The 25,032-nt window shown below is 72.4% G+C and carries 24 protein-coding genes; 12 read left to right on the forward strand and 12 right to left on the reverse strand.

Annotated features, from left to right (window positions below; translation table 11 throughout):
- Position 1 precedes the first annotated feature (1 nt).
- Positions 2–964, forward strand: a complete 963-nt coding sequence (locus tag ABZU46_RS16525; protein ID WP_354858483.1) for a zinc-binding dehydrogenase — start codon at positions 2–4, stop codon at positions 962–964.
- A 154-nt stretch (positions 965–1,118) separates the two neighbouring features.
- Here the strand turns inward: ABZU46_RS16525 and ABZU46_RS16530 are convergent, their stop codons facing one another.
- Positions 1,119–2,084 (reverse strand): chlorophyllase, encoded by a 966-nt coding sequence (locus tag ABZU46_RS16530; RefSeq protein WP_354858485.1) that lies wholly within the window; start codon positions 2,082–2,084, stop codon positions 1,119–1,121.
- A gap of 126 nt (positions 2,085–2,210) precedes the next feature.
- The gene (locus ABZU46_RS16535; RefSeq protein WP_354858487.1) at positions 2,211–3,260 is read right to left on the reverse strand and encodes an aldo/keto reductase; all 1,050 of its coding nucleotides are present in this window, start codon (positions 3,258–3,260) and stop codon (positions 2,211–2,213) included.
- 90 nt (positions 3,261–3,350) lie between these two features.
- Here ABZU46_RS16535 and ABZU46_RS16540 point away from each other — a divergent pair, with 90 nt between their 5' ends.
- A complete protein-coding gene (locus ABZU46_RS16540) occupies positions 3,351–3,812 on the forward strand; it encodes a MerR family transcriptional regulator (protein ID WP_354858490.1) in 462 nt (153 codons plus the stop codon).
- On the opposite strand, the gene ABZU46_RS16545 is transcribed toward ABZU46_RS16540, so the two are convergent.
- On the reverse strand, positions 3,694–4,239 hold the full coding sequence (locus ABZU46_RS16545) for an aminoglycoside adenylyltransferase (protein ID WP_354858491.1): 546 nt from the start codon (positions 4,237–4,239) through the stop codon (positions 3,694–3,696). The genes ABZU46_RS16540 and ABZU46_RS16545 overlap by 119 nt on opposite strands.
- A gap of 86 nt (positions 4,240–4,325) precedes the next feature.
- The gene (locus tag ABZU46_RS16550; RefSeq protein ID WP_354858493.1) at positions 4,326–5,216 is read right to left on the reverse strand and encodes an alpha/beta hydrolase; all 891 of its coding nucleotides are present in this window, start codon (positions 5,214–5,216) and stop codon (positions 4,326–4,328) included.
- Between the two features lie 157 nt (positions 5,217–5,373).
- On the opposite strand from ABZU46_RS16550, the gene ABZU46_RS16555 reads away from it, so the two are divergent.
- Positions 5,374–5,547 carry a hypothetical protein gene (locus tag ABZU46_RS16555; protein WP_234588635.1) on the forward strand — a complete coding sequence of 58 codons (174 nt, stop codon included), beginning with the start codon at positions 5,374–5,376 and terminating at the stop codon, positions 5,545–5,547.
- 42 nt (positions 5,548–5,589) lie between these two features.
- Here ABZU46_RS16555 and ABZU46_RS16560 read toward each other — a convergent pair whose 3' ends face one another.
- From ABZU46_RS16560 to ABZU46_RS16580, 5 genes are all read right to left on the reverse strand, one after another.
- Positions 5,590–6,705 carry an acetate kinase gene (locus ABZU46_RS16560; protein ID WP_354858495.1) on the reverse strand — a complete coding sequence of 372 codons (1,116 nt, stop codon included), beginning with the start codon at positions 6,703–6,705 and terminating at the stop codon, positions 5,590–5,592.
- Positions 6,702–8,771: a phosphate acetyltransferase gene (gene pta, locus ABZU46_RS16565; RefSeq protein WP_354858496.1), complete on the reverse strand. Its 2,070-nt coding sequence runs from the start codon at positions 8,769–8,771 to the stop codon at positions 6,702–6,704. The genes ABZU46_RS16560 and pta overlap by 4 nt, the downstream gene beginning before the upstream one ends.
- A 136-nt stretch (positions 8,772–8,907) precedes the next feature.
- Complete coding sequence (locus ABZU46_RS16570; protein WP_354858498.1) at positions 8,908–9,603, reverse strand: DUF998 domain-containing protein; 696 nt, start codon at positions 9,601–9,603, stop codon at positions 8,908–8,910.
- Positions 9,604–9,648: 45 nt separating this feature from the next.
- Positions 9,649–9,828: a DUF6104 family protein gene (locus ABZU46_RS16575; RefSeq protein WP_354858500.1), complete on the reverse strand. Its 180-nt coding sequence runs from the start codon at positions 9,826–9,828 to the stop codon at positions 9,649–9,651.
- A 123-nt stretch (positions 9,829–9,951) separates the two neighbouring features.
- The gene (locus ABZU46_RS16580; protein ID WP_354858502.1) at positions 9,952–13,692 is read right to left on the reverse strand and encodes a multifunctional oxoglutarate decarboxylase/oxoglutarate dehydrogenase thiamine pyrophosphate-binding subunit/dihydrolipoyllysine-residue succinyltransferase subunit; all 3,741 of its coding nucleotides are present in this window, start codon (positions 13,690–13,692) and stop codon (positions 9,952–9,954) included.
- Positions 13,693–13,958: 266 nt separating this feature from the next.
- On the opposite strand from ABZU46_RS16580, the gene ABZU46_RS16585 reads away from it, so the two are divergent.
- Complete coding sequence (locus tag ABZU46_RS16585; protein WP_354858503.1) at positions 13,959–14,297, forward strand: hypothetical protein; 339 nt, start codon at positions 13,959–13,961, stop codon at positions 14,295–14,297.
- A complete protein-coding gene (locus tag ABZU46_RS16590; protein ID WP_354858505.1) occupies positions 14,294–14,701 on the forward strand; it encodes a hypothetical protein in 408 nt (135 codons plus the stop codon). The genes ABZU46_RS16585 and ABZU46_RS16590 overlap by 4 nt, the downstream gene beginning before the upstream one ends.
- 76 nt (positions 14,702–14,777) lie before the next feature.
- Here the strand turns inward: ABZU46_RS16590 and ABZU46_RS16595 are convergent, their stop codons facing one another.
- The 3 genes from ABZU46_RS16595 to ABZU46_RS16605 form a co-directional block, all read right to left on the reverse strand.
- Positions 14,778–15,599 (reverse strand): ABC transporter permease, encoded by an 822-nt coding sequence (locus ABZU46_RS16595; protein WP_354858507.1) that lies wholly within the window; start codon positions 15,597–15,599, stop codon positions 14,778–14,780.
- Positions 15,596–16,531, reverse strand: coding sequence for an ABC transporter ATP-binding protein (locus ABZU46_RS16600; protein ID WP_354858509.1), 936 nt, complete (start codon positions 16,529–16,531; stop codon positions 15,596–15,598). The genes ABZU46_RS16595 and ABZU46_RS16600 overlap by 4 nt, the downstream gene beginning before the upstream one ends.
- 140 nt (positions 16,532–16,671) lie before the next feature.
- The gene (locus ABZU46_RS16605) at positions 16,672–17,319 is read right to left on the reverse strand and encodes a hypothetical protein (protein ID WP_354858512.1); all 648 of its coding nucleotides are present in this window, start codon (positions 17,317–17,319) and stop codon (positions 16,672–16,674) included.
- A gap of 151 nt (positions 17,320–17,470) precedes the next feature.
- Between ABZU46_RS16605 and ABZU46_RS16610 the strand changes: the two genes are divergently transcribed.
- The 7 genes from ABZU46_RS16610 to ABZU46_RS16640 all read left to right on the forward strand — a co-directional run bounded on the left by ABZU46_RS16610 (position 17,471) and on the right by ABZU46_RS16640 (position 24,947).
- Positions 17,471–18,253, forward strand: coding sequence for a GNAT family N-acyltransferase (locus ABZU46_RS16610; RefSeq protein ID WP_354858514.1), 783 nt, complete (start codon positions 17,471–17,473; stop codon positions 18,251–18,253).
- Positions 18,250–19,182: a lysophospholipid acyltransferase family protein gene (locus ABZU46_RS16615; protein WP_354858516.1), complete on the forward strand. Its 933-nt coding sequence runs from the start codon at positions 18,250–18,252 to the stop codon at positions 19,180–19,182. Before ABZU46_RS16610 ends, ABZU46_RS16615 begins: the two co-directional genes overlap by 4 nt.
- Before the next feature lie 295 nt (positions 19,183–19,477).
- Positions 19,478–20,302, forward strand: a complete 825-nt coding sequence (locus ABZU46_RS16620; RefSeq protein WP_354858518.1) for a DUF4097 family beta strand repeat-containing protein — start codon at positions 19,478–19,480, stop codon at positions 20,300–20,302.
- Entirely contained in the window at positions 20,299–20,910 is a 612-nt protein-coding gene (locus ABZU46_RS16625) for a PadR family transcriptional regulator (RefSeq protein ID WP_354858519.1), read from the forward strand. Before ABZU46_RS16620 ends, ABZU46_RS16625 begins: the two co-directional genes overlap by 4 nt.
- 85 nt (positions 20,911–20,995) lie before the next feature.
- A complete protein-coding gene (locus ABZU46_RS16630) occupies positions 20,996–21,697 on the forward strand; it encodes a response regulator transcription factor (RefSeq protein WP_030336721.1) in 702 nt (233 codons plus the stop codon).
- Positions 21,694–23,253, forward strand: a complete 1,560-nt coding sequence (locus ABZU46_RS16635) for a HAMP domain-containing sensor histidine kinase (protein WP_354858521.1) — start codon at positions 21,694–21,696, stop codon at positions 23,251–23,253. The genes ABZU46_RS16630 and ABZU46_RS16635 overlap by 4 nt, the downstream gene beginning before the upstream one ends.
- Positions 23,254–23,315: 62 nt before the next feature.
- Positions 23,316–24,947: a trypsin-like peptidase domain-containing protein gene (locus ABZU46_RS16640; RefSeq protein ID WP_354858524.1), complete on the forward strand. Its 1,632-nt coding sequence runs from the start codon at positions 23,316–23,318 to the stop codon at positions 24,945–24,947.
- Positions 24,948–25,032 lie beyond the last annotated feature (85 nt).

Below are 25,032 nucleotides of genomic sequence, written 5' to 3' on the forward strand. Positions count from 1 at the left end.
CGTGCCGATCATGCGTGCCGCCTTCGCCTCCCGCTTCGACGATGCCGATCCGCTCGCCGCCCTCACCGTCGGTGAGCGGCCCGAGCCGACCCACCCGGAGGACGACTGGGTGACCGTGCAGGTACGGGCCACCTCGCTCAACCACCACGACCTCTGGTCGCTGCGCGGCGTCGGTCTCACCGAGGCCCAGCTGCCGATGATCCTCGGCTGCGACGCGGTCGGCGTGGACGCCGACGGCAACGAGATGGTCGTCTACCCGGTCGTCGTCACCCCGGGTGACCCGCGCGGGGTTTCGATCCTGTCCGAGCACTTCGCCGGGACCCTCGCCGAGCGGGTCGCCGTACCCCGGTCGAACCTGATCCCACTGCCCGACGGCATGGCGGCGACCGACGCGGCGTGCCTGCCCACGGCCTGGCTGACCGCGTGGCGGATGCTGACCACCAAGGGCCGCGTCGCGGACGCCGACAGCGTGCTGGTGCAGGGCGCGGGCGGCGGCGTCGCGACCGCGGCCGTCGCGCTCGCTGTCGCGATGGGCAAGCGGGTGTACGCGACCAGCCGTGACGCCGCCAAGCGGGAGCGGATCACCGCCCTCGGGGCGACTGCCCTGGAGTCCGGTGCCCGGCTGCCGGAGCGGGTCGACGTGGTGATCGAGACGGTCGGCGCGGCGACGTTCGACCACTCGTTGAAGTCGGCCGCGCCGATGGCCCGGATCGTGGTCTCCGGCGCCACCGCCGGGCACCAGCCGTCGGTCAACCTGCGCCGGGTCTTCGCCATGCAGCTGGAGATCCTGGGGACCTCGATGGGCACGCCGGAGGAGCTGTACGAGCTGCTGGCGTTCTGCGCCGAGAATGAGGTCCGCCCGGTGATCGACACCGTGGTCCCGTTCAGCCGGGTCGAGGACGCCTTCGCCCGCCTGCACTCCGGCGACACCTTCGGCAAGATCGTCATCGACCACACCGCCTGACGCACGTCGTGCCCCCGCCGGACGCCGCCCGGCCGGCCGGCCCAGCCCAGCCCCAAGATCGCGCAATCATCATGGAAATAGTGGCCTCCGCGTCGTGGGAGGCCACTATTTCCTGGTTAATGCGCGATCTTGAGCGGTCGGAGCGGTCGGGATCTCAGAGGTGATCGTCGAAGGTGGCGATGTCGCCGCGCGTCGCGTCGGTGGGGATGCGCTTCTTGGCCTCCGCGTCGCCGTACAGCGACCAGCGCAGGAACTCGACGGACGTGTCCGAGACGACCCGCAGCGTCGCGGCGTCGCTGAGCAGCGCCCGCCCGTGGTCGCCCTTGGGCAGGCTGAGCAGCGCCTTCGGCCAGGGCACCTTGTCGTACGCCGCCTTGCCCGCCGCGTAGTCGACCACCTCGTCCAGCTCGCCGTGCACGAACAGCTGCGGCGCGGTCGCCCCTGCGAACGCCGTACCCACGCCGACGGCCGTACCGGCGAACACCACCCCGGCGTCCAGCCGCTCGTCCCGGCTGGCGGTGAAGAGGCCGATGGTGGTCACCCCGCCGGCCGAGTGCCCGGCCGCGGCGACCCGGTCGGTGGCCAGCCGGCCGCGCAGCCCGTCGCCGGCCTTGCCGTCGAGCGCCAGCACCTGGGTCAGCGCGTACGACACGTCGGCCGGCTGGTTGAGCACGTCGAGGATGTTGCCGTCGCTGCCCCGGGAGGTGTGCGGGAAGGTCGGCGCGGCCACCACGAAGCCCGCCGCCGCCCAGCGGGTCAGCAGGGTGGCGTAGTCCTCCGGCCGCCCGGTGAGGCCGTGGCTGAACATCACCACCGGAAACCGGCCCTGTGCCGCCGCCGCGGACCGCTTGACCGCGCCGCCGGCCTCCCCGGCCGCCGGATACCAGAGCGTCACCGGCAGCGCGCGGCCGTCCCGGTTCAGCTTGAGCTGGCGTACGCCGACGCCGAAGGCGCTTTTCGGTGCGGTCCCGGCGGGTACCTGCGGCGTCGGCGTGGCGGCGGGCGGTGGCTCGGCCGGCGCCCGCCAGCTCTCGGTCTTGCGGGCGTCGGCGGAGCAGCCGACCAGGCCGGCCATGAGCAGGACGCTGGCCAGCAGCGTGGAGGTGACGCGACGCGACATGAAGCCAATTGTGCCCTGCCGCGCCGACCGGCTCGGCGCGGTTCGACGCGCGGTGGCCGCGGCGTGACCGGTTCGCTCAGGCCGCGGCGTGACCGGCTCGCTCGGGCCACGCCGTGACCGGTTCGCTCAGGCCGCGGCGCGGTCGGGGAGCGGGCGCCGTCGCCGGGCGGTGTCGGTCAGGGAGCGTGGCGGGAAGGCGGCGTTGGGGTCGTACCGGTTGGTTCCGGGCGGCACGATCTCGTCGATCCGGTCGAGGGTCGCGTCGTCCAGGGTGAGCGTGGCGCCCTTGAGCAGGTCCTCCAGGTGCGCCATGGTCCGCGGTCCGATGATCGCCGAGGTGACCGCCGGATGGGCCACGGTGAAGGCGATGGCGAGCTGTGGGAGCGTGCAGCCGATGCCCGCCGCGAGGTCGACGAGCTGCTCGACGATGTCGAGCTTGGCGGCGTTCTCGGCGAGCGTGGGATCGAACTGCGCCGGCCGGAGCACGGCACGCCCGGTCGACAGGTCGACGGGCCGGTCCCTGCGGTACTTCCCGCTGAGGAACCCGAAGGCGAGCGGACTCCAGACCAGCACCCCCATGCCGTAGCGCTGACAGACCGGCAGGGTCGACGCCTCGACCCCGCGGGCCAGGATCGAGTACGGCGGCTGCTCGGTGCGCAGCCGCCCGAGGCCGCGACGCTCGGAGACCTGGTGCGCCTCGACGATCTCCTCGGCGGGGAACGTCGAGCACCCGAAGGCGCGGATCTTTCCCTCGCGCACGAGGTCGGTGAGCACCGAGAGCGTCTCCTCGATGTCGGTCGAGGGGTCGGGGCGGTGGACCTGGTAGAGGTCGATCCAGTCGGTGCCCAGGCGCCGCAGGCTCCCCTCGACCGCCTTGAGGATCCAGCGCCGCGAGTTGCCACCCTGGTTGGGCCCCTCACCCATCGGAAAGTGCACCTTGGTGGCGAGGACGACGTCGTCCCGGCGCCCCCGCAGCGCCTTGCCCACGATCTGCTCGGACTCGCCCCGGCCGTACATGTCGGCGGTGTCGACACAGTTGATGCCCTGGTCCAGGGCCGCGCGGACGATACGGACGCAGTCGTCGTGGTCCGGGTTCCCGACGGCGCCGAACATCATGGTCCCGAGGCAGTGGGTGCTCACCTCGATGCCGGTGCCGCCGAGTGTGCGATAGCGCATGCCGATGCTCCCTTGGCGATGTCGTAACGATCACGGGGGACCCTAGGAGCTGGAGTCGGCTCTAGGTCAAGCCTCGTTACCCTGCTCGGCATGGCCGAGGACACCGTGAGTCTGAGCATCGGGCAGGTCGCCGAACGTACCGGCTTGAGCGTGCACGCCCTCCGCTTCTACGAGCAGGAGGGCGTCTTCGTCGATCCCGTACGCCGTGGGCCCGGTGGGCGTCGTGTCTACAGCCAGGACGACGTCGACTGGCTGACCGTCTGCGTCATTCTCCGTGCCTCGGGCATGCCGTTGCCCGCGCTCCGCCGGTACACCAACCTCGTCCGGGAGGGCGCCGGCAACGAGGAGGAACGTCTCGCCCTCCTGCGCGAGCACCGGGAGCGCGTCACCAGCCAGATCGGCAGGCTCACCCAGTGCCTGGACCTGATCGGCTTCAAGGTCGGGGTGTACGAGGACCTTCTCGACGGAGCCCAGCCCGCAGTCGAGCCAGGTCGTCCGCGTCCTTCGGACGGCGGGGCCGCTCCGGCATCCACACCGGGTACATCTGCTTGAACTCGATCTGGGCCGGCACCGAGATCGTCGGCACGGTCAACGGGCCGAGCCGGCCGGGTGGTGCGTCCAGCATCCCGACCGGCAGTGGCGTGCCGGCCCAGGACCCGGCACCCACCGTCGGTCGACCGGCGTCGTCGCAACCCAGGTACGCGAAGCTCACCTCCACGTCGGCGGCGAACAGGTCGAGCTGTAGCTCCACCGGCATCCGAGGATCGGGTCGCCAGCCCCGGGCCAGCAGCAGGGCTGCCAGCCGGGCCGCGTCCTCGCGCCAGCAGTACCAGTCGACGTCGACGTGCGGTCGGGACACCTGGCCGAGCTGGAAGTCCATCGCCCAGCCGCCACGCAACCACACCGGAATGCCGGCCGATCCGGCCACCTCGACCACTTCGGCGATGCTCGCCAACTGGCGGCGCGCGAGGTCGTCCACCGGGGCACCCTAGCGGCACGTCCGGGTGCGCGGGGCAGCCTTCAGTGGGCAGCAGCGCTTGTCGTGTGCGGCCACCGCCACCGCCGCTAGGTGAGGCGGGACTCGTAGTGGGTGCCGGGCGTGCGCGCGTCGGTGGGCAGGCGGGCGCCGGCGGTCCGGTCGCCGTAGAGGGTCCAGCGCAGGAAGTCGGTGGTGGTGGCGAGGACGGCGGAGAATCCGGGGTTGCCCGGCGTGAGGTACGCGCCGTGGTCCTGGCCGAGCACACTGACGAACACCGCCGGTCCCGGGGTACGCGCGTACGCCGCCCGGCCGACCGTCACCGGCACCACCGGGTCGGCCGTGCCGTGCACGAAAAGCACCGGTGCGGTCGGTCCGGCGAAGCTGCCCGGCAGCCCGCCGCCGGCGATCACGATGCCCCCGCGCAGCCGGGCCGGGTGGCCCTCGGTGAACATGCCGGAGGTGGTGAAGCCGCCCGCCGAGTGACCGGCGGCGGCGATCGACGTGAGGTCCAGGTGGCCGGCGAGCGGATCACCCGGGTCGCCGTCGAGGCGGCCCAGGTGCCGGATCAGCCGCCAACCGTCGGCGGGCTGGTTGCGCACGTCGGCCCGGGTGAAGTGCGCGGCACCCGCGCTGGTGTGCGGGTACGCGGGCGCCGCCACCACGAAACCGGCCGCCGCCCAGCGGGTGGTCAGCCCGGCGTGCAGCTCGGGTCGACTGTGCAGCCCGTGGCTGTAGATCACCACCGGGAAGCGGCCGGCGGCCACCCCGTCGGTCCCGGCCGGATACCAGATGGTCACCGGCAGGGGGCGCGCCGAGCGCGGATCGAGGGTGAGCGTACGCACGCCGACGACGTACGACCCCTCGGGCGCTCGGCGCGCGGACGGCGGCCCGGTGGAGCCGCCCGCCACGGCGGTGGCCGGCGCGCAACCGGCCAGCAGCGCTGTCACCAGTACGGCGACCAGCCGTCCCGCCCCCACCGTTTCACCGTAGGTGCCCGGGCACGTCCGGCGGCCCCGCCGTCCGGCCCGGCTCTGCTCGCCACCCGGTCGGGTCGCCTCCGCCGGCCGGTTCGACCCGGTGGGACGGCGGAGGCGGGGGCGGCGCTCGGCGACCGGCTTCGCTAGGGTCACCGACATGGCTGAGAACTACACCGACCCCAGCGGCAACACCGAGGCGTTCCGCGCCTTCACCCAGACGCCGGAGGCCGCCGGCCCGGCCGACGCGCCGTCCCGCCTGCCGCTCATCGTCGGTGCGGCGGTGGTCGTCGTACTGCTGGTGGCCCTCGTCGCCTGGCTGGCGATGCGCTGACCAGCCGGCGCGGCAGTGCGCTGACCGGGCGGGTCGGGGGCTTCAGTGCGCCCCGACCACGTCCCGGGTCTGCCGGGCGATCTCCCGTTCCTCATCGGTGCGGATGACACAGACGCTCACCTCGGCGTCGTCCGGCGAGATCAGCCGGTCGCCGTCACCGTTGTTGCGCGCCTCGTCGACGGTGATGCCGAGCCGGGCCAGCCCGGCCAGCGCGGCGGCCCGGACGGGCGCGGCGTGCTCGCCCACGCCGGCGGTGAACGCGATCGCGTCCACGTGGCCGAGCAGCGCGTAGTACGCGCCGACGTACCCGGTGATCCGCTGGCAGTACACGTCGAAGGCCAGCGCGGCTGCCCGGTCCCCGGCCGCCCTGCGCTGCAGCACCTCGCGCATGTCGTTGACGCCGGTCAACCCCAGCAGCCCGCTGCGGTGGTTGAGCAGGTCGTCGATGTCGTCGACCGACAGCCCGCCCTCCCGCCGCAGGTGGAAGATCACGGTCGGGTCGAGGTCGCCGCTGCGCGTGCCCATCACCAGCCCCTGAAGGGGCGACATCCCCATCGAGGTGGCGACGCTGCGGCCGTTCGCGACCGCGCAGGCGCTGGCCCCGTTGCCCAGGTGCAGGGTGATGGTGTTGAGCTGCTCGTACGGGCGGCCCAGCAGCTCGGCGGTACGCCGGGAGACGTACGCGTGCGAGGTGCCGTGGAAGCCGTACCGGCGGATGCCGTACCGCTGCGCGGTGTCCAGGTCGATCGCGTAGGTCGCGGCGGCCTCCGGCAGGGTGTGGTGGAACGCCGTGTCGAAGACGGCGACCTGCGGGACGTCCGGCAGCGCCGCCCGGGTCACCTCGATGCCGGCCAGGTTGGCCGGGTTGTGCAGCGGGGCGAGCGGCACCAGATCCTTGATCGCGGCCAGCACCGCGTCGTCGATGAGGACCGGGGTGGTGAACTTCCGTCCGCCGTGCACCACCCGGTGCCCGACCGCGGTGAGCCCGTTCAGGTCCAGACCGGCCAGGATCTGCCGGACGGCGCTGGCGTGGTCCGCCGGGCCGCCGCCGGGCTCACCGACCCGCTCGACGGTGCCCTGGTCGAGGGGCCGGTCCCCGTCGTAGTGGCGCCACTTCACCGACGACGACCCGCAGTTGAGCACCAGCACCCGACTCATGACGCCTCCTCGGCGGCCGCCTGGATGGCGGTGATCGCCACCGTGTTGACGATGTCCGGCACTGTCGCGCCGCGGGAAAGGTCGTTCACCGGCCGGCGCAGGCCCTGCATGACCGGGCCGACGGCGACCGCCCCGGCCGAGCGCTGCACCGCCTTGTACGTGTTGTTGCCCGTGTTCAGGTCCGGGAAGATGAAGACCGTGGCCTGGCCGGCGACCGGGCTGTCGGGCAGCTTCGTCGCCGCCACGGCGGGGTCGATCGCCGCGTCGTACTGGATCGGCCCCTCGACCAGCAGGTCGGGCCGACGCTCCCGGACCAGCGCGGTGGCCGCGGCGACCTTCTCCACGTCTTCGCCCGCGCCGGAGCTGCCGGTGGAGTACGACAGCATGGCCACCCGGGGTTCGATGCCGAAGCGGGCGGCGGTGTCGGCCGACGAGATCGCGATGTCGGCGAGCTGGGCGGCGTCCGGGTCGCGGTTGACCGCACAGTCGCCGTAGACCAGCACCCGGTCGGCGAGCAGCATGAAGAAGACGCTGGAGGCCACCGAGACCTCCGGCACGGTACGGATGATCTCGAACGCGGGCAGGATGGTGGCGGCGGTGGTGTGCGTGGCCCCCGAGACCATGCCGTCGGCGTACCCGGCGTTCACCATGAGCGTCCCGAAGTAGTTGGGCTGGGCCACGATGTCGTGCGCCAGCTCGGCGGTGACGCCCCGGTGGGCGCGCAGCCGCGCGTACTCGGCCGTGAACTCGTCGCGCCACCCGCTGGTGGCCGGGTCGACGAGCCGCGCGTCGCCGAGATCGATGCCCAGCTCGCGGGTGCGCCGGGCGATGTCGTCCGGGCGGCCGAGCAGCGTCAGGTCGGCCACGCCCCGGCGCAGCAGGATCTCCGCCGCCCGCAGGATGCGCTCCTCGGCGCCCTCGGGCAGCACCAGGTGCCGGGGCTTCGAGCGGGCCCGGTCGATCAGCTCGTTCTCGAACATCAGCGGGGTGACCCGCGTCGAGCGGCTGACCCGCAGCCGGCGGGCCAGGTCGTCGGTGTCCACGCAGCGTTCGAACGCGCCGAGCGCGGCCTCCACCTTGCGGGGGTTGGCCACGCTGGGCCGCCCCTCGATCCGGCTGGACGCGGCCACCGTGTCGTAGCTGTCGCTGCCGACGGAGAGCACGGCCAGGCCGGTGTTGAGGCCCTCCACCAGCCGCATCACCCGGGGGTCGGGTTGCTCGCCGAGGGTGAGCACCAGCCCGGCCACCGACACCTGCCCGGCCACGTGCGCGGCGCTGGCGGCGACGAGCAGGTCGGCCCGGTCCCCGGGGGTGATCACCAGAGCGCCCTCGGTGAGGTGGCCCAGCAGGGTCGGCACGTGTGCCGCGCCGACCACGAAGTCCAGCACGTCCCGGCCGAGCGCCGCGTCGTCCCCGGCCAGCAGGGTGGCGCCGAGCGCCGCCGCCACCTCGGCCACCGTCGGCGCCGACACGCTCGGCACCTCCGGGATGGCGTACGCCGGCACGGGCAGCTCCGGCAGCGTCATCGGCTCGGACACCCGGTTGGCGATCACCGCGAGCACCGTCGCGCCCAGGTCGGCCAGATCGTGGTACGCCCCGCGCATGGCCGCCGCGACGGCCGTCGGCTCCTGCTCGTAGCCGTCCACCACCGGCACCACCACGCTGCCGAACTCGGTGGCCAGCCGGGCGTTGAAGGCCAGCTCGCGGGGGTGCGCCGGGTCGCCCGGCTCGTCGAAGTCACTGCCCACCACGACCACCGCCGGGCACTGCCGCTCCACCGCCCGGTACCGCTGGACGACAGCGGAGATCAGCTCTTCCCGTCGGCCGTCGGCGACCAGCCTGGCCGCCTCGGCGTAGGTGGATCCGGCCAGCTCGGCGAGCGGCACCTCGACGCGGTACCGCTCGCTCAGCAGCGCGAGGATCGGGTCCGGGCCGGTGTCGGCCACCAGCGGCCGGAACACACCGATCCGCCCGACCTGGCGGGACAGCAACTCGGCCAGCCCGAGGGCGATGGTCGACTTGCCCCCGCCCGAACCGACGCTGGTCAGATACACGCTGCGCGCCACGGCCCCACGCTACAAGATCGTGGTGGCCGTCGTCGGTCCGCTCGTCAGCACATCGACCTGGCGGGCCAGCCAGAGTGTCCGCTGGAGGTTGCGCTTCCGTACCTGTTCCTGTCGGGGTTAGTGCGAGTCCGTCCGCTCAGGACGCGGCTGTCGCGGACGTCGGCCCGATCGTCTCGGCGGACGGTGGCGTGTCGGGCAGCCCGGCCATCCGGAAGATCGCGTCGCTCTTGACGACCCAGGCGGTGCCGAAGGCGGCCACGGCGAGGGTCTCGCACCACAGCAGCGGCTGGAGGGCGTGGCGGACGTCGGTGGGCAGCGCGCCGCTCGCCAGCGCGCCTGCGATCGCCGCCAGGATGAGCAGGCCGCACGCGCGGTAGCAGCGGTTGGCGGCGCGTCGGGGCGGCACCCCAGCACGGTCGGGTCGGGTGAACAGGAACAGGCAGAAGGCGGCGAGCAGGACGAACAGCGACCCGGCGGCGGCCTGGTGCACCAGACCGACCAGCCGGCTGTCGCCTCCGGTCGGCCCGTGTACCGGAAACAGGGCCACCAGGATCGCGAGCGTCCCGGCGATCGTGCCTAACAGGTCGTCCGGCCAGCGGTAGCGGTAGGCGATCAGGAACACCCCGATCGCGCACAGTGCGCCGACGAAGATGTTGCGCATCTCGGTGTGGTAGTAGGCGCTGAGCGAGTCGAGGACGACGACGCGGCGGCTGGCGACCATGTGGCCGACCACCAGTGCGACGGGCAGGGCCAAGCCGACCGAGCCGATGCCGAGGCGCAGGTGGCGTACGGTCGCGGTGTCCTGCGGCGGGTTGCCGGGCTCGTGGTTCACACCACCAGTGCACATCGCTCCTGGAGACGAGTCAAATACTCAGCGTTAATCGTCCTCTGGATCGTCCAGGCGGGCCAGGTAGGTGGCCAGGCGCTCGATCGGGGTCTCGAACTCGGGGTTGAGGTCGACGAAGTCGCGCAGGCGCTCGCCCAGCCACTCCAGGGTCACCTGCTCGTCGCCCCGGCGCTCGACCAGCTCCTCGATGCCACGGTCGGTGAAGTACACGGCGTACGTCCTCGTGCTCGGCCCGGCGCGGGCCGGGCGGGTCGGTGGTTCGGATGGACCGACGCGAGCCGGGGCAGGACCGTGGGAAAACGGCCCTGCCCCGGCTCGCGTGGCGCGGTCAGGTCACGGGCGGGGGAGTGCCGCCTCGATGAGCGCGGTCTGCTCGACCTCGTGGGTCTTGGCCGAGCCGACCGCCGGGGCCGCCGCGGCCGGGCGGGAGATCCGCCGCAGCCGGACGTCGGTGAGGTGCTCCAGCAGGTTGAGCGCCACGAACGACCAGGCGCCCTGGTTGGCCGGCTCCTCCTGCACCCAGGCGAAGTCCTCCGCGTTCGGGAACTGCGCCAGGGCGGCCCGGATCTCCTCCACCGGCAGCGGGTACAGCTGCTCGATCCGGATGATCGCCGTGTCGGTGATGCCGCGCTCCTGCCGGGCCTGGAACAGGTCGTAGTAGACCTTGCCCGAGCAGAGCAGCACCCGCTTCACCGACTCCGGTGCCGGGGCGGCGGTGTCGCGCAGCACCGGCTGGAAGGTGCCGGTGGTGAAGTCCTCCACCGACGAGACGCAGAGCTTGTGCCGCAGCAGCGACTTCGGCGTGAACACCACGAGCGGCTTGCGCTTCGGCGACAGGGCCTGGCGTCGCAGCAGGTGGAAGTAGTTCGCCGGGGTCGTCGGAATGGACACCCGCATGTTGTCCTCGGCGCACATCTGCAGGAACCGCTCCGGGCGACCGGAGGTGTGGTCCGGGCCCTGGCCCTCGTGGCCGTGCGGCAGCAGCAGGGTCACCGCGGAGCGCTGACCCCACTTCACCTCACCGGAGGAGATGAACTCGTCGATCACCGACTGGGCGCCGTTGACGAAGTCACCGAACTGGGCCTCCCAGGCGACCAGCGCGTTGACGTTCTCCACCGAGTACCCGTACTCGAAGCCCATCGCCGCGTACTCGCTCAGCAGCGAGTCGTGCACGAAGAACCGGGAGCGCTCGCCATCGCCGGTGAGCGACTTCAACGGCAGGTAGTCGTCGCCGGTGCGGTGGTCGACCACCGACGCGTGCCGCTGGACGAAGGTGCCGCGCCGCGAGTCCTGCCCGGCGAGCCGGACGGTGACCCCGTCGTGCAGCAGCGCCCCGAACGCGATGATCTCGCCGAAGCCCCAGTCGATGTTGCCCTCGACGGACATCTTGGCCCGCCGGTCGAGCAGCTGCTGGATCCGCTTGTGCGGAGTGAAGCCCTCGGGCAGGTTGACGTGGGCCTCGCCGATCGCCTTCACCACGGCGGCGTCGGTGGCGGTGTCGACCGCCGGCTCCGGCTCCTCCTCGTGGCGGGGGCGGTTGAGCTGGCGCGGCGTGGCGGCGGCGTCCCGGGTGGCCTTGAAGACCTTCTCCAGTTGCGCCTGGTAGTCGCGCAGCAGCTCCTCCGCGTCCTCCACGGTGATGTCGCCGCGACCGATCAGCTCCTCGGTGTAGAGCTTGCGCACCGAACGCTTCGAGTCAATGATCTTGTACATCTGAGGGTTGGACATCGACGGGTCGTCGCCCTCGTTGTGGCCGCGCCGGCGGTAGCAGACCATGTCGATCACGACGTCCTTGTTGAACGCCTGCCGGTACTCGAAGGCCAGCCGGGCCACTCGGACCACGGCCTCCGGGTCGTCGCCGTTCACGTGGAAGATCGGCGCCTGGATCATCCGGGCCACGTCGGTGCTGTAGAGGCTGGACCGGCTGTACTCCGGGGCGGTGGTGAAGCCGACCTGGTTGTTGACCACCACGTGCACGGTGCCGCCGGTGCGGTAGCCGCGCAGCTGCGACAGGTTGAGCGTCTCGGCGACCACACCCTGCCCGGCGAACGCGGCGTCGCCGTGCACCGCCAGCGGCAGCACGGTGTAGCCCTCCAGCTTGAGGTCGATCCGGTCCTGCTTGGCCCGGACGATGCCCTCCAGCACGGGGTCGACGGCCTCCAGGTGCGACGGGTTCGCCACCAGGGACACCTTGACGACGTGCTCGCCGTCCGGGGTGGTGAACTTGCCGTTCTGACCCAGGTGGTACTTCACGTCGCCGGAGCCCTGCGTCGAGCGCGGGTCGAGGTGACCCTCAAACTCCGAGAAGATCTTCTCGTACGGCTTGCCGACGATGTTGGCCAGCACGTTGAGCCGGCCCCGGTGGGCCATGCCGATGACGACCTCGTCCAGCCCGCTCTCGGCGGAGGACTCGAGCACCTCGCCCAGCAGCGGAATCAGCGACTCGCCACCCTCCAGCGAGAAGCGCTTCTGGCCGACGTACTTGGTCTGCAGGAAGGTCTCGAACGCCTCGGCGGCGTTGAGCCGGTTGAGCACGTGCTTCTGCTCGTCGGGGGACGGCTTCTCGTACTTGCGCTCGATCCGCTCCTGGATCCAGCGCCGCTCCTCCGGGTCCTGGATGTGCATGTACTCGATGCCGACGCGCCGGCAGTACGAGTCGCGCAGCACGCCGAGGATCTCGCGCAGCTTCATCCGCTGGCGGCCGGCGAAGCCGTTGACCGGGAACTCGCGGTCCAGGTCCCACAGGGTCAGCCCGTGCTGGAGGACGTCCAGGTCGGGGTGCTTGCGGATGTGGAATTCCAGCGGGTCGGTGTCGGCCATCAGGTGACCGCGCACGCGGTACGCGTGGATCAGCTCGTGCACCCGGGCGGTCTTGTTGATCTGACCCTCGGAGTTGACGGCCACGTCGCGCACCCAGCGCACCGGCTCGTACGGGATGCGCAGCGAGGTGAAGATCTCGTCGTAGAAGCTGTGCTCGCCCAGGATCAGCTCGTGCATGACCTTGAGGAACTCGCCGGACTGCGCGCCCTGGATGATCCGGTGGTCGTACGTGCTGGTCAGCGTGATGACCTTGCTGACCGCCAGCTCGGCGAGAGTCGCCTCGGACATGCCCTGGTAGGGGGCCGGGTATTCCATCGCGCCGACGCCGATGATCGCGCTCTGCCCCTGCATGAGCCGCGGCATGGAGTGCACCGTGCCGATGCCGCCCGGGTTGGTCAGCGAGATCGTGGTGCCGGAGTAGTCCTCCATGGTCAGCTCGTTGCGCCGCGCCCGCCGGACCACGTCCTCGTACGCCTGCCAGAACTGCCGGAAGTCCATCTGCTCGCAGCCCTTGATGGAGGGGACCACCAGGTTGCGGCTGCCGTCCGGCTTGGCCAGGTCGATCGCGATGCCGAGGTTGACGTGCGCCGGGCGGACCACGGCCGGCTTGCCGTTGGCCTCGGCGAAGGAGTTGTTCATCTCCGGGTGCTGGACCAGCGCGCGGACCATCGCGTAGCCGACCAGGTGGGTGAAGCTGACCTTGCCACCGCGCCCCCGGGCGAGGTGGTTGTTGATCACGATGCGGTTGTCGACCAGCAGCTTCGCCGGGACCGCGCGGACGCTGGTCGCGGTGGGCACGCTCAGCGAGGCGTCCATGTTCTGCACGATCTTCGCGGCGACACCCCGCAGCGGGGTGGTCTGCGGGCCGTCGGCGCTCGGCGCGGCCGCCTTCGCGGCCGGTGCGGCCTTCTCCGGGGTGGCCTTCGCGGGCGCGGCCTTGGCCGGTGCCGACGGCGCCGCGGCCGTCTTGCTGGCGGCGGCGGTCGGCTTCGCCGGGGCGCTGGGCTGGCTGACCGTGGCCGCAGGCTCCGGCTGGCCGTCCGGCTCGGGCGCGGCGGCGGGCTTGCCCGACGTCTCAGCCCTGCGCGGTGTGCCGGCGCCGGGCGCCGGCCGGTAGTCGGCGAAGAAGTCGTGCCAGGCCGAATCGACGCTCGTTGGGTCGGCGAGGTACCGCTGGTACATCTCCTCGACGATCCACTCGTTCGGGCCGAAACCCGCCAGTGGGTTCTCCTGCGAAGTCTGCTGGGTCGACACGGCCGGTAATCGCCTCTTTCACGCGGGTTTATGTGTCACGCGGTGTCCGTCGCGTCCAGTTGATGGACCACGGACAGGACGACTCCCAGGCTACGCCGTAAGGATCCCGGCGGCATTTCCGCCTCGGTCGGGTGGCCGGTTTCACAGAAGATGCCAGAAGTTCACCAACCCCTGCGCGACCCGTCGCCGGCTGGTACGGCTGGTACCGCCAGATTGAGTACCGGTACGGATGTCCCGGGCCAACGCCGTCCGCGACGATCGGGCGCATGGATCATGACGGGGTACGGGGGCGCTACGGCCGGAGCATGGCGGTGGCGTCCGGTTGGTACGTCACCGCGATCGCGGCCATGGCGGTGGGCACGACGAGCGTGCCGAGCGCGCCGCACGACGACTGCGCGGCCTGGTTCAGCTGCCTGTCGCCGGGCGAGTCGCTGGTGTTCGTCGCTCTGGTGTGGGGCACGCCGGTGCTCCTCGGGCTGCTGGTCGTGACGGCGCTGGTGACCGCGCTGGTCGTCCGACTCGTCCCCTCGGCGGTGCTCGCCGGCACCACGGCCGCGGTGCTCAGCGTCGGGGTCTGCGCCGCCGTGTACCTGGGTCGCTCGTGAAGCGGCTCGGCCTCGGCGGGCTCTTCTTCGCCTGGCTCTACGGGGTGCCGTTCCTGCTGCTGGTGGGCCTGATCCGGCGCTTGGCCAGGCCGTACACGCCGACCGCGGACGAGGCGCAGGCGTTCGGCGCGACCACGGACGCCCTGCTGACGACCGGGCTCGTGCTCAACGCGGTGCTTCCGGTGCTCGGCCTGCTGCTGGCCGGGTTGGCGGGGGAGGCCCTCTGGCGTCGGCACTTCGCCGGGGCGCTCGGCGGGACGGTGCTGCTGTACGTGGCGGTCGCCCTGGTCGCCAGCCTGACCACCAGTGGGCTGACCGGGCACATTCCCGCCGACCAGGAGCCCGACCCGGTGGTCACCCAGTGCATTCCGATCAGCGGCGGCCGGGGCTGCCCGGGCGGGTGAGGTGCCGGCAGCCCGGCGGAGCCGGAGCCGGCCCGGGGTGGCGGCCGTGCCGCCGCCACCCCGGAACTCGCGTCGGTCAGGAGATGTCGCGCCGACGCATCAGCAGGGTGCCGACCACGCCGGTGACCACCGCGTACCCGATGAGCACGGCGGCGCCCGCCCAGCGCGGCGGGTTACCCGGGATGTCCGCCCCGGTGACCATCAGCGACGAGGCCAGCGACGGCACCAGCAGTTGCAGGTTGTTGATCCAGTCACCCCACCGGTTGGCCAGGATGGTGATCACCAGGATGGCGCCGATCGAGCCGCCCAGGTAGAGCAGGATGCCGGTCACGGTGGCGCCGATCTGGCTGCGGATCAGCACGCCGATGCCGACGCCGAACACCGCCCAGAGCAGGTACGCGAGCAGGTTCAACCCGATCGCCCGCCAGGCCGCGTCGTTGCCCAACTGTGAGTCCACCCCGACGGCGTTCAGCACCGCCGAGCCGGCGATCAGGTTGAACACGGTGGTGACCAGCCAGAACAGCAGCGCCAGCACACCCGCCGCGACCAGCTTGGCGATCATCACCGCGGTGCGGTGCGGGTTGGTCAGGAACGTGGTGGTGACCGTCTGGTGGAAGAACTCGCTGGTCACCACGATGATGCCGAGCAGCATGATGATCAGCAGGCCGAAGAACTGCCCGGTGGTGAACAGGTTCGACGAGAGCGCGTCAGGAGTGGCCGCCGCAGCGAACTGGTCCGCCTGGTCGCCCACCTCGGCGGGGTTGGTGCTGGTGAGGGCGTCGGCCTGCAACCAGTTGATGAGCAGCGTGAGCGCCCACAGCGGCAGGCTGATCAGCGCGAAGACCCACCAGGTGTTGGTGGTACGGATCTTGAGCAACTCGGATCGGACGAGGTTCATCGGATGCCCGCCTTTCCGGCCGTCAGCTCCAGGAAGACCCGTTCCAGGTCGGGCCGTTCGGTGGTCAGTTCGTGCAGCTCCACGCCGGCGGCCAGGGCGGCCCGGCCGATCGTCGGGGCGTCCACCCCGGAGACCAGCAGGACACCGTGCTCGTCGGTGGTGACGGTGGCCGACTGCGCCTTCAGCGCGGTGGTCAGCGCCTCCGCCTGCGGCGTACGGACCCGGACCTGGGCGCCCTGCGCCATCGACCCGAGCACCTGCTCGACCGGACCCTGCCGGACCAGCTGGCCCGCTGCGATGATCACCACGTCGTCGGCGAGCAGCTGCATCTCCGACAGCAGGTGGCTGGAGACCAGCACCGTGCGGCCCTCGTGGGCGAGGTTCTTGAGGAACCCGCGCATCCACCGGATGCCCTCCGGGTCCAGCCCGTTGGCCGGCTCGTCGAGGATCAGCACCCGCGGGTCACCGAGCATCGCGGCGGCGATACCGAGCCGCTGCTTCATGCCCAGCGAGTAGCCCTTGAACTTGCGCTTCGCCGCCGGGGTCAACCCGACCAGCTCCAGCGCCTCGTCGGCCCGGGACCTGGGCAGGCCGGCCGCCGCGCAGATCACCCGCAGGTGGTTGATGCCGGTGCGGCCCTTGTGCGCGCTGGACGCCTCCAGGATCGCGCCGACGTGCCGCAGCGGGTCGGCGAGATCGGCGTAGCGCTGCCCGCTGATGGTGGCGGTGCCCCCGGTCGGCGTGACCAGGTTGAGCAGCATGCGCAGCGTGGTGGTCTTACCGGCGCCGTTCGGGCCGAGGAAGCCGGTCACCCGCCCCGGTGCCACGGTGAAGGACAGGTTGTTCACCGCCCGCACGTTCTTGTACTGCTTCGTCAGACCGGACACCACGATCTGACCGTCGCTGGTGGGGCTTCGCTGCCCGTCAGTCATCGTTCTCCTCCCGTGTGGCGTCGAGGTACGCCGTGGCACAGCGTGACGGTACCGAGCAACAAGGTCAATCAGGCTCGGTCCCTACGGCGTGGTCCCCCTTGGGGTGGAGTCGTCTCCTCCCTGCGGACGACGGCGGGTCCTCAGCGGGCGATCCAGGTGGCCCGGGCCGAGCCGAGCAGCGCGCCGCCGGGGCCGTACAGGCTGGTGTGCACAAGCGCCTTGCGGCCGTCGACCCCGATCAGCGCGCCGGTCACCACGCACTCGTCGCCCGGCGCCGGCCGGGCGGTGACCACCGCGGCGATCCGGCCGAGCAGGTACGGGCGGCCCGGCGCGAGCACCGTCCAGCCGCCGGGGCAGTCCAGCGCGGCCCAGACCGTGGCATCGCTGACCTGCTCGGGTGCGCGGAACGGCGCGGCGGTCCGGCCGTCCGGCAACCGGCCGGGGAAGATCCGCAACCCGTCGTTCCGGCTCGGACCGCAGACAAAACACTCTGGGTACGGATGCTCGACGAACCCGGGGTAGCGGGTCGACGCCTGCACCGCCGTCTCCCGGTCGACCGGCGGCACGACGGCGTCCACGACACCGGCGGGGCGGACCTCGGCCACCAGCTCGCCGGCCGGGTCCCGGACCTCGCCGTCGACCAGGCTCAGCGCCGTCTCCAGCGGCGGTGGCCGACGCAGCGTCACCTCCACCGGTCCGGATCCACCGGCGGCGGCGGCGAAGAGGCCGGCGCTCCAGCCGCCGTTGCCCGAGCCGGTGGGCCCGTTGTAGCGGGACTCGATGCGCATGGGCGACCTCCGTGTGGCGTGGGGCGGCGCCGTCGCCGGCCCGCTGGGCAGCCTCGCACGGACCGGGTCGGAGGCATCCGCCGGCCGGCGTTCATCCGATCGACACCAGTGGTGCGATCCGATGGCAACCCGGGGCACCTACACAGATCCCATGGCCGTTCTGCATGTCGCTGGCGCACCCCTGACGACCAGCGGATACACCCTGCTGATCGCCGACGACCCCACCCAGGTCGCGGCCGCGCAACGCCTGCGTCACGAGGTGTTCGCCACCGAGTTGGGTGCCACCCTCGCACCCGGCGGCGCCGGGTTGGACGTGGACCCCTTCGACGTCCACTGCGACCACCTCATCGTCCGCGAGGACAGCACCGGGCAGGTGGTCGGCACGTACCGGTTGTTGCCGCCGGGGCGTACCGACCGGCGGTACGCCGAGGACGAGTTCGACCTCGGCGCGCTGGACCCACTGCGCGACGACCTCGTCGAGACGGGTCGCTCCTGCGTGCACCCGGACCACCGCTCCGGTGCGGTGATCAACCTGATGTGGGCGGGGCTCACCCGGTACCTGCACCTGCGCGGCTCCCGCTGGCTCGGCGGCTGCGCCTCGGTGCCGGTCGACGACGGTGGTCGGACGGTCGCCGGGGTGTGGGCCCAGGCCCAGGCCCGGCACCTGTCGCCCCCGCCGTTGCGGGTGCGCCCACTGCGCCCGTGGTTCGCCGAGCCGGCCGCCGCCCTGGCTGCCCCGGCCTGCGCCACCGACCCGGCCGCTCGGGTGGCGGTGCCGCCGCTGCTGCGTGGTTACCTGCGGCTCGGCGCGTGGATCTGCGGTGAGCCCGCGTACGACCCCGACTTCGGGTGCGCGGATTTCTACGTGCTCTTCTCCCTGGACCGGATGAACCCGCGCTACCTGCGGCACTTCCTGGGCGGGGACCAGCGGTGACCCTCGGAGCGCGCGACCTGTGGCGGCCCTTCTCGGGCTGCGACGACGACTGCCTGCCGGCGGCCGGCGAGGTGCCCACGGTGCCGGTGGTTCGCCGGGTGCTCCGGTTGGTCGCGGCGAGCGGGATGCTGCTGGCCGGGGTGGGAGTGGCGGTGCTGCTGCCCGTGCTGCCGGCGCGTGAGCGGCAGGCGGTGCTGCGCGGCTGGGCCCGCGGCACCGTTCGCGCGTTCGGCGTCCGGCTGGTGATCCGGGGTCGGCTGCCCCGGCGGCGCGCGCTGCTGGTCGCCAACCATGTCTCGTGGCTGGACATCCTCGCCGTCCTGGCGGTCGCGCCCACCCGCATGGTGGCGAAGCGGGAGATCCGGTCCTGGCCGGTGGTCGGGCTGCTCGCTGCGGCGGCGGGCACGGTCTTCGTGGACCGGTCCCGGCCGCGGGCGCTGCCGGCCACCGTGCGCCGGCTCGCCGACACGCTGCGCGCCGGCCGGTCGGTCGCGGTGTTTCCCGAGGGTACGACCTGGTGTGCCGGGGACGGCGCGGACGGGTGCCGCCCCGGGGGCGGCTTCCGGCCCGCGATGTTCCAGGCCGCCGTCGACGCGGGCAGCCCGGTGGTGCCGCTGCGGCTCGGGTACCGGTGCGACGCCACCGGCGCGGTCACGACGGTCGCCGCCTTCCTCGGCGCGGACACCCTGCTGTGCTCGGTCGCTCGGGTGGTCGCGGCGCGGCAACTGGTGGTGTCGGTGACGATCGCCGCCGCGCTGCACCCGGCTGGCGACGCCGACCGGCGGTTGCTGGCCCGGGCCGCCGAGTCTGCCGTACACCTGATGCCGGTTGTCCCGACGCGGACCCGGCTGCGGCCGGTCCCCACCATGACCCCGGCGGGTTCCGTGCCGCAGGTGCCTGCCGGCCGGGACCTGGACCTGGCGGCCTGAGAGGAGGATTCATCGCTTGAACACGCGCCGATTCCGGCGCCGGAGTAGGTCGGATCGCCCTTTGCTCTGCTTCAACCCACGCAACACTTGCGGCCCGCTTGTGTTGCCTGGGTTGAAGCAGAGCAAAGGAGGCGACCGGAGCATCCCTTCCCCTCGTCGTTGGAAGGCCGGGGCTGGTGGCTGGCGCCGTGGTCAGGGTCGCGGTGACGACTCGCGACAGTCTTGTGTGTCGCGATGTATCGCGTTAGGGTTTCCTCGTCGGCGCGCGTGGGCGCGTCGCCGAGGGGAGGACGTCATGGCCGGATGGACGGTCGACAGCCCGCAGCGGCTCACCGTGGACGGCCCGGTCACCCGGCTGGACGTCCGCCTGATCAGTGGACGACTCAACGTCGTCGCCACCGACGGCCCGACCCGGATCGACGTCACCCACGTCGGCCGTCGGCCCGTCCTGATCGACCACTCCGACGGCCGGCTCACCATCCGTCAGGAACGCGGCCACGGCTGGTCGGAGGTCCTGCGGTGGTTCCAGATGATCCACCGCTATCCGCGGGTGGACGTCTCCGTCGCCGTGCCCGCCGATGTCCTCGCCGACCTGGACCTGGTCTCCGGGTCGCTGGTCGCCTCCGGTCTGCGGCGGCAGACCACGGCCCACGTCGTCTCCGGCCAGATCACCCTGATGGGCCTGCGCGGCAGCACATCCGCGAAGATCACCTCCGGGCCGGTGGAGGCGCTCGGCGTGCGCGGTGACCTCACCCTGGAGACCGTCTCCGGGGAGGTGACCCTCGCCGACAGCGCCGCCGACCGGGTACGGGCGCAGACCGTCTCCGGCGCCATCACCTGCGACCTGGACAACCCCCGACGCAGCGAGATCCGGCTCACCACCATCTCGGGCAGCATCACCGTCCGGGTCCGCGAGGACAGCGACCTCGCCGTCCGGCTGAACACCGCCTCCGGCCGGATCACCAGCGGCTTCCCGCAGGTGCGCAACTCGCGATTCCCGCTTCCGAGCAGCGAGGGGGTGCTCGGCGCCGGCGAAGGTAAGCTCTGGGCCTCCGCGACGTCGGGGAGCATTTCGCTCCTCGCCCGACCGGTGACCGCCGACGAGGAGGAGTTGCCGTGACCGCCGTGTTCAGCCACGGGCGGCTCCGGCTCTACCTGCTCAAGCTCCTCGACGACGGCCCCAAGCACGGCTACGAGCTGATCCGCCTCCTGGAGGACCGGTTCCTCGGGCTCTACGCGCCCAGCGCCGGCACCATCTACCCCCGGCTGCAACGGCTGGAGGCCGAGGGGCTGGTGAGCCACACCGCCGCCGGGGGCCGCAAGACGTACGCCATCACCGACGCCGGCCTCGCCGAGCTGCGCCAGCGCGCCGGTGAGCTGACCGCGTTGGAAGCGGACATCGCGGCCTCGGTGGCGGATCTCTCCACCCTGGCCGGCGAGATCCGCAGCGAGGTGCGCGGCTCGACGCGCGACCTCAAGCGGGAGCTGAGCGAGGCCACCCGGCAGACCCGGCGTACGCGGTGGGAGCCGCCCGCGTCGCCGTACCGGCCCCCGTCGGCCGACGTGTCGCGCGCCGCCCTGCTCGACGAGTTCGATCAGCGGCTGGCCTCGTTCACCGCCGAGGTGAGCCGTCTGGCGCGGGCGCGGCAGTTCAGCGACACTCAACTGCGCACGGCGATCCGGCTGCTCGACGGCGCCCTGGACGGGCTGCGCCGGCTGCTGCGCTGACATCCGCCCGGCTGCCCGGCGACTCACAGGGTTTTTCCAGCGAGCGTCCAGCGCCGGTGCAGTGAGGTCACCGATGATTGGGCCCATGCCCGCTACCCAGACCGAGGCGCGACTTCTCGTCGTCGAGGACGACCCCAACATCCTCGAACTCCTCTCCGCGAGCCTGCGCTTCGCGGGCTTCGACGTGGCCACCGCGACCAGCGGCAGCGCGGCCCTCAACGCCGCCAAGGACCACCGGCCCGACCTGGTCGTGCTCGACGTCATGCTGCCGGACCTGGACGGCTTCGAGGTCATCCGGATGCTGCGCGAGGGCGGCACGCGTACCCCGGTGGTGTTCCTGACCGCCCGGGACGCCACCGACGACAAGATCCGCGGGCTCACCCTGGGCGGCGACGACTACGTCACCAAGCCGTTCAGCCTGGAGGAGCTGACCGCCCGGATTCGCGCCGTGCTGCGCCGCACCACCACCGGCGAGCAGGCCCCGTCCCGGCTCACCTTCGCCGACCTGGAGCTGGACGAGGAGACCCACGAGGTGCACCGGGCCGGGCAGCGGGTGCAGCTCTCGCCGACCGAGTTCAAGCTGCTGCGCTACCTGATGCTCAACGCCAACCGGGTGCTGTCCAAGGCGCAGATCCTCGACCACGTCTGGAACTACGACTTCCGCGGTGACGACAACATCGTCGAGTCCTACATCTCCTACCTGCGGCGCAAGGTCGACACCACCCAGCCTCGGCTGATCCACACCCTCCGCGGCGTGGGGTACGTGCTGCGCAAGCCGGCGGCGTGAACGCGGTCCAGCAGGCCAAGGGACGGCTGCGGGGCGTACCGCTGCGGGTGAAGCTGGTCGCCTCGGTGCTCGCGCTGGTCTCCGGTGCCCTGGTGGTGATCAGTGTCTCGACCGCGTACTTCCTGCACAGCTATCTGGTCGGCCAGATCGACCTCGAACTGCGGGACTCGGCCAACCGGATCCAGTCCATCACGCCGAAGTCGACAGGTGTCTCGCTGCCGAGCGACTACCTGGTGGTGTTGACCAGCCCGACCACCGGCAAGGTGCAGATCTCCGTCTACGACGATTCTCGCTTCTCGGTGAGCGATCTGCCGCCGTGGCCGAGCGACGCCGCGGGGTTCCAGACGCAGGAGCAGAGCCACGGTGATCCGTTCACCGTTCGCGCCCGGGACAGCTCGGTGCGCTGGCGGATGCTCTACACGGAGCTACCCAGCGGTCAGATGGCGGCGATCGGCGAGCACCTGACCGACGTCGACCTCGCCGTCAAGCGGCTGGCCTGGATCGACCTGCTGGTCGGCGGGGCGGTGCTGATCCTGCTCGCGTCGGTCGGCGCGGCGATCGTGCGGACCAGCCTCAAGCCCCTCGTGGAGATCGAACGGACCGCCGCCGCCATCGCCGGTGGCGACCTGACCCGCCGGGTGCCCGACCCCGAAGAGGGCCACGAGCATCCCACCTCCGAGCTGGGCCGGCTCTCCCGCGCGCTGAACGCGATGCTCACCCAGATCGAGGCGGCGTTCACCGCCCGGGCGGCCTCGGAGACGGCGGCCCGCTCGGCGGAGAGCACCGCCCGGGACGCGGCCGCCGCCGCCCAGGCGTCCGAGGCGCGGGCCCGACGCTCCGAGGAGCGGATGCGGCAGTTCGTGGCGGACGCCTCGCACGAGCTGCGCACCCCGCTGACCACCATCCGTGGCTTCGCCGAGCTGTACCGCCAGGGCGCGGCCCGCGCGCCGGAGCAGACCGCCGGGCTGCTGCGCCGCATCGAGGACGAGGCCGCCCGGATGGGTCTGCTGGTGGAGGACCTGCTGCTGCTCGCCCGGCTGGACCGGGAACGCCCGCTCTCGCTGGCCCCGGTGGAGCTGCCGGTGCTGGCCTCCGACGCCGTGCAGGCGGCGCGCGCGATCGCTCCGGACCGGCGGATCGAGCTGGAGATCGAGCCCGGTTCCGGCCCGCTCGTCGTCTACGCCGACGACGCGCGGCTGCGGCAGATCATCGGCAACCTGGTGACCAACGCGCTGACCCACACCCCGCCGGAAGCCGACGTCAGCGTGCGCCTGCGCGCCGAGCCGGGCAACCTCGCCGTCGTGGAGGTGGTCGACACCGGCCCCGGTCTCTCCCGGGAACAGTCCGAGCGGGTCTTCGAGCGGTTCTACCGGGCCGACGCGGCCCGGACCCGACGGGCCGACGGCAACACCGGCACCGGCCTCGGCCTGGCCATCGTGGCGGCGCTGGTCGCCGCCCACCACGGCTCGGTCGAGGTGCTCGAGACACCCGGTGGCGGAGCCACCTTCCGGGTCCGGCTGCCGCAGGTGCCCAAGGGCGACGACCTGGGCGAGTGACTTTCAGCCAACTTCCAGGACGGTTCCAGGTTGATTGCAGTGCCGGGGGAGAAGGTAGTCCCATGACCGAGTTCGAGTCCGACCCGCAGCGCCGGCCGGCCCCCACCGACGCCGAGCCGTCGCACCCCACCGCCGAGCTGCCGCGCGACGCGCGCGCGCAGTCCGACTCTCCGACCACCCCCGTTCCGGTCGTCTCGACCGACGGGGACACCGCGCCCACCGTCGCCACTCCGGCCGCGTCCGCCGCCCCCGACGGACCGACCGGGTCCGCCCCCCACACCGGGCAACCGACCGGGTACGAGCCGCCGACCGTGGGCCAGCCCACTGGGTACGAGACGCCGGCCGCCGCCGGTGGATCCGCGCCGCCGTACCCGGTCTCCGGCCACCCGGCGCCCGGCCACTCCGGCCAGCCTGGCTACCCGGGCCAGCCCGGCTACTCCGGTTACCCGCAGCCGGCCGCCGGCCAGTACCCGGGCGCCGGCTGGCACGCGGGCCAGCAGTCCGGCTGGGCCGGCGGGGGCCAGCCGGGCGCGGCCTACCCCCAGCACGCCCAGCACCAGCAGCACCCGCAGCACCAGCCGGGGCAGCCCGTGCCGCCCTGGGGTCCGCAGGCCACGCCGCCCGGCGCCGGGCCCCGGCCGGGCCGGATCGCCAAGTTCGCCGGCGCCGGCGTCGCGGTGTTCGCCCTGATGCTCGGCTCCGGCGTCGCCGGTGGGGCGCTCGCGCTCGCCCTCGACGGCGACAACGGCGGCGTCACCCGCACCTACTCCGCGGCTCCCGTGCTCAACAGCGCCGACCTGCCGAAGATCGCCGCGTCCGTACAGGACAGCGTCGTCTCCATCGCCACCGACAGCGGCGAGGGCTCCGGCGTGGTGCTCAGCGCCGACGGTTACGTGCTCACCAACAACCACGTGGTCGCCTCCGCCAGCGGGGACACCGTGCAGGTCGTCTTCGCCGACGGCAAGAACGCCCAGGCGAAGATCGTCGGCACCGACCCGAAGACCGACCTGGCCGTGGTCAAGGCCAACGGGGTGAGCGACCTCAAGCCGGCCACGTTCGGCGACAGCGACGCCATGCAGGTCGGCGACCAGGTGCTCGCCCTGGGCAGCCCGCTCGGCCTTCAGGGCTCGGTGACCGCGGGCATCCTCAGCGCCCGGGACCGCACCATCCGGGCCGGCGAGGGCCAGCAGCAGGACCCGAACCAGCAGAGCCAGGCGGTCAGCTCGATCTCCGGGCTGCTGCAGACCGACGCGCCGATCAACCCCGGCAACTCCGGTGGCGCGCTGGTCAACACCCGGGGTGAGGTGATCGGCGTCAACACCGCCATCGCCACCTCCGGGCAGAGCACCGGCAACATCGGCGTCGGCTTCGCCATCCCCAGCAACAAGGCCAAGGACGTCGCCGGCAAGCTCCAGCGCGGCGAGAAGGTCAGCCACCCGTCGCTCGGGGTCGGCGTCAACCAGGCCGAGGGCGGCGGCGCGCTGATCGCCTCGGTCACCGCGGGCAGCGCCGCCGAGAAGGCCGGCCTGCAGCGCGGCGACGTGGTCACCCGCTTCGGCGACAAGGTGATCAACGACTCCGACGACCTGGTCGGCGCGGTGCAGGCCGGCAAGGTCGGCGACCGGGTCGAGGTGCACTTCAAGCGCAACGGCGCCGAGAAGACGGCGACCGTGACGCTCGCCGAGACGTCCTGACCGACAACTGAACCTGCCTCCTCCCTCCGGCGGCGGGTGGCGGGGGGGTGGGGGTGGGGTCCGGCTCCCGCCGCTTTTTTTGGCC

Origin of the sequence: Micromonospora sp. NPDC005197 (assembly GCF_040608295.1) — a bacterium.
GTDB lineage: Bacteria > Actinomycetota > Actinomycetes > Mycobacteriales > Micromonosporaceae > Micromonospora.